Below are 3,472 nucleotides of genomic sequence, written 5' to 3' on the forward strand. Positions count from 1 at the left end.
AGTTTTTATTTCACTAGACACAAAAAAATCGAAAATATTAATAACAAAAAAAGGTTTATCATTTAGAAACTCATGGATGATAAACCTTTTTTTAGAAATTCAGTTAATATTTTTGGTCTTAATTGGATTAATTGTATATTTGATGGTGACTTCTAAGAAGTAAATTACTTAGAACTATTGGAACTGTTCTAAAGCTTCTTTTGCTGGCTCATATCCATTGTCGGCAGATTTTTGGAACCAAAATTTTGCTTTTTCATAATCTGAGTAAACATTAGCATACATATAGGCGAGGTTATTTTGAGCCTCAGGTACGCCTTTTTCTGCTACCTTTGTATATAACTCTAGAGCTTTTTCATTATCTTGTTTAACAAGAGTACCATCAGAATAAATATTTGCTAAATTATATTGAGCTTCAGAAAGATTTTGATCCGCAGCTTTCTTATATAATTCTAGAGCTAAATTAATATCTTTATTTATTCCATTCCCTGAAAAATAAGCATTTGCTAAATTATATTGAGCCTTAGCATATCCTTGATCAGAAGATAATTTATAAAATTCTAAAGCTTTTGATCGATCTTTATTTACATAATAGCCATTATCGTACATCAAACCCAAATTATATTGAGCTTCCGGGAAATTGTTTTTAGCAGCTTTCTCATACCAATAGTAAGCTTTTTCTTCATTTTTCGGGGTACCTATTCCTTTGGAATACATTCCTGCTAAATCATTTTGTGCAATAGGTAAGCCTTTTTCAGCTGCCATTTGGAAATAAGAAAAAGCTTTTTGATAATCTTTAGGAGCATCTTTACCTAAGAAATATTTACCGCCTTGTTCATATAATTGGCTTGCTTCACTTTGAGTCTTATTTTGTGGGGGAATAGGTTCTGAGCAGCCTGCACTACCTAATAAAAATATACTTATGAGGCTAGAAATCATTAAATATTTTAAATTCATAATATATCTCTTTTAAATTAATCTGCTCCAACTATATGCCATTCTAGCATTGGATCTCTTTTGATCGCCTCTTGCTTTTCTTTCTCAGCTGCTTTTGTTTCAAGTTCATCTACCATATCTATTGCATCAAGAACGCCTTGAGCTGTCTGGATGGCAGTATTTGTTTTTCCAACCGTATTTCCTAACTCTTCTCCTTTGCCTTTTAACCAGTATTTCACACCTATTGCTGCACCAGCACAGGTGAGACCAACAACTGTAGCTTTTCTAGGATCAAGCCGTTTTATTGCTACTTTAGTACATTTCCCTACAGCAGCAAGCCCAGCTACTTCACCTGTTTTTTCTCCAGCTTTAGATAAAACTAATGTAGAAGATTTTGTTGCAAGTGCTTCTGGGTTTCTGTCAACTATAGCTAATGTTAACTCTACTCCATCTGCAAAATTTCCTGCTTTTGATCCTAATTTATCAACCTTGCTACCGAATTTTTTAGTATCAAATACTTTTGTATGCTGATTACCTTTGAAAATTCGTCCTGTCTGGGGATTTTCTTTATAAAATCGGAATTCCTTAGCTTTTTCCAACCTTTCTTTACTAAACAAAGGCGTATTTTTTGAATGAACAAGACCCCATCTAAAATTGTAATTGTCTATAACTGATGTTCCATCTTTTAAATAACCTAATACATCTGAAGTTTTTGCAGCTACATTACCCGCAGTTTCAAGATGTTCTTTAGTGAAAACTGAAACAGGTCTTCCATTTTGATTTACTTTCTGTTGTAAATCTTTCTGTTCATTTGCCATCTTTATCACTCACAATACTTTTTGAATATTCAATTATTTATGATAGTTACTTCTTAAATAATCGCCTTTCTCATCTGTTTCTTGTAATAAATCAATTTCTTTCAAAATTTTAGGGCTTACTAAAATTATCTCTCTTACTAAGTTATTTTCTATTCTTAGTATTGGCTTAAATTCATTAGTAATTAAACTTTTAACGGATAGGATTGGAAAGTCATCTTTAGGACATACAAATACTGCTTCACCATCATTATTTGTTCTACATTCCATAAGAGTTTTATTATTATCATCGCTTAAGTTAAATTCTAAATTTGGTATAGGATCTCCTACAAAATCTAGGAATTTAATATAAGTATTATCCTCAATAGTTCCACCGAAACGGCTAATATAATAGTGCCATTCATCGCCACCAATCAGAACTTTAACTTTTTCCTGTTCCTGTGATCTGATACGTCCAGTCCTACCATACTGGTCAAGGAAGCCAGTTTTTACTTGTCCATTTGAGTGTAAAACAGAATATTTAATATTAGATGTTTCCTTAAATAGATTATAAACATCTAATTTATTACTAAAAGGAGATTGAACATTAGGGATTTCTGGCAAAGAAAAATTAGCCTTTTCACCACTTTTAAAAAGGTGTTGTCCAGCTTTCGGCTCAAATTTTCCTGATGTAATCAGGGTAATACCATCTTTATTAATAATGATTTGAGAACCACCAGCCATTAATAACCTCAATTTTATAAAAATATTCAGAATTTTGCACTGATATAGCCTAAAATAAATGTATATCAAATGTCTCGTTATTTTACGTAAAATATGACTTTCATCTTAGCTATTCAATTAAACGATAGCATTATTGTTGCAGTTGACAATAAAAGAGTAACTGTAAATGAAACCTTAGATGTGGAGCTTTCTACTACACATTACTCGAAGTTATATGCTTGGGAGCAAGGTATTATTACTGGTACTGGCGAATCAAGAGTGGTTCAGCAATCAGTTGATATATTTAAAAATATAGCAAAATCTGAATTAATAACTTTACCTGAATGTCTAGATATTTCTAAGAGAATACGTACCTTAGAATTAGGTCAAGACCTTGATCAAGTTCATAATGGAAAACTACTTTGTTCTAGTTATAGTCAATCTGGCGCGCAATTATATAAAATTGAAAGATTTGATAAAACATCTCAGCATACACTGAAAAAAGTTTCTCCCATGGAGATTATTATTTGGTTGTTTCACCCAAATGTAGACTTGATTGCAGATAATTTGAAGAGGCTCTATTCTGATCTCAGAGATTATTCTCTATTTTCAACACAAGTTGATTGGATCAATTATTATATCAATAGGCTTACACCAATTTATCAAAAACAAAGTGAAGTCGATCCATTTATGAGTCAAAGCTTTGATATCTTTTTTCAAACAAAAGATGAGCATTTCTTTGGGCATATTCCTAATACACAAAATATTCCTTTAAGTTTTCAACAAGTTTTTAAAAAAAATAGCTATATTAAATAGATATAAAAAATCGAAATAAAGCTAGATTTTACGATGGCTATTACCTTAGGCATAGCCATAAAATTACTGGCTTGTGCATCACTGGTTTGATAAAAAGTTATACGTGTTTTTGCGAGAAACTTTCTTCATACTCCACATACCCATCTTCAATTGCAGGAATAATCTCTACAAACTCGAAGTAGGGCACTGTACAAAATTCAGAGTCT

Annotated in this window: 4 protein-coding genes; 1 reads left to right on the forward strand and 3 read right to left on the reverse strand. The window is 31.6% G+C overall.

Features of this window, described 5'->3' with window-relative positions; all coding sequences use genetic code 11:
* Window positions 1–174 precede the first annotated feature (174 nt).
* From NL42_RS17905 to NL42_RS17915, 3 genes are read right to left on the reverse strand one after another with little or no spacing between them, the layout of a single operon-like run.
* On the reverse strand, window positions 175–954 hold the full coding sequence (locus NL42_RS17905; RefSeq protein WP_461313781.1) for a tetratricopeptide repeat protein: 780 nt from the start codon (window positions 952–954) through the stop codon (window positions 175–177).
* Between the two features lie 17 nt (window positions 955–971).
* Window positions 972–1,751: a hypothetical protein gene (locus NL42_RS17910; RefSeq protein WP_461313782.1), complete on the reverse strand. Its 780-nt coding sequence runs from the start codon at window positions 1,749–1,751 to the stop codon at window positions 972–974.
* 33 nt (window positions 1,752–1,784) lie between these two features.
* A complete protein-coding gene (locus NL42_RS17915; protein WP_461313783.1) occupies window positions 1,785–2,471 on the reverse strand; it encodes a type IV secretion protein Rhs in 687 nt (228 codons plus the stop codon).
* A 93-nt stretch (window positions 2,472–2,564) separates the two neighbouring features.
* Here NL42_RS17915 and NL42_RS17920 point away from each other — a divergent pair, with 93 nt between their 5' ends.
* The gene (locus tag NL42_RS17920; RefSeq protein WP_461313784.1) at window positions 2,565–3,266 is read left to right on the forward strand and encodes a hypothetical protein; all 702 of its coding nucleotides are present in this window, start codon (window positions 2,565–2,567) and stop codon (window positions 3,264–3,266) included.
* The last annotated feature ends 206 nt before the right edge of the window (window positions 3,267–3,472 follow it).

The organism is Acinetobacter sp. GN11, assembly GCF_054823985.1.

Excerpts from the sequence above, each read along its gene's own strand:
- NL42_RS17905 (WP_461313781.1), bottom strand. The coding sequence starts at position 954 with ATGAATTTAAAATATTTAATGATTTCTAGCCTCATAAGTATATTTTTA.
- NL42_RS17910 (WP_461313782.1), bottom strand. The coding sequence starts at position 1,751 with ATGGCAAATGAACAGAAAGATTTACAACAGAAAGTAAATCAAAATGGA.
- NL42_RS17915 (WP_461313783.1), bottom strand. The coding sequence starts at position 2,471 with ATGGCTGGTGGTTCTCAAATCATTATTAATAAAGATGGTATTACCCTG.
- NL42_RS17920 (WP_461313784.1), top strand. The coding sequence starts at position 2,565 with ATGACTTTCATCTTAGCTATTCAATTAAACGATAGCATTATTGTTGCA.